This window comes from Pseudoalteromonas sp. 5Ae-yellow, assembly GCF_014077565.1.
Taxonomy (GTDB): Bacteria; Pseudomonadota; Gammaproteobacteria; order Enterobacterales; family Alteromonadaceae; genus Pseudoalteromonas.
On sequence record NZ_JACGWD010000204.1, the window covers coordinates 1 to 258 of the forward strand.

Annotated in this window: 1 rRNA gene; it reads right to left on the reverse strand. The window is 48.8% G+C overall.

Annotated elements, in window-relative coordinates:
- Positions 1 to 216, reverse strand: a 16S ribosomal RNA gene (locus H4J63_RS19975); the annotation flags it as partial.
- Positions 217 to 258: the final 42 nt, after the last annotated feature.

Genomic DNA, 258 nt, shown 5'->3' on the forward strand with positions numbered 1-258 from the left:
GGCGAGAGCCGAAGCCCCCTTTGGTCCGTAGACATTATGCGGTATTAGCAGTCGTTTCCAACTGTTGTCCCCCACCTCAAGGCATGTTCCCAAGCATTACTCACCCGTCCGCCGCTCGTCAGCAAAGTAGCAAGCTACTTTCTGTTACCGCTCGACTTGCATGTGTTAGGCCTGCCGCCAGCGTTCAATCTGAGCCATGATCAAACTCTTCAATTAAAAAGTTTTATGTCTTTCGACAGCTCAATGAATTCTGAATTT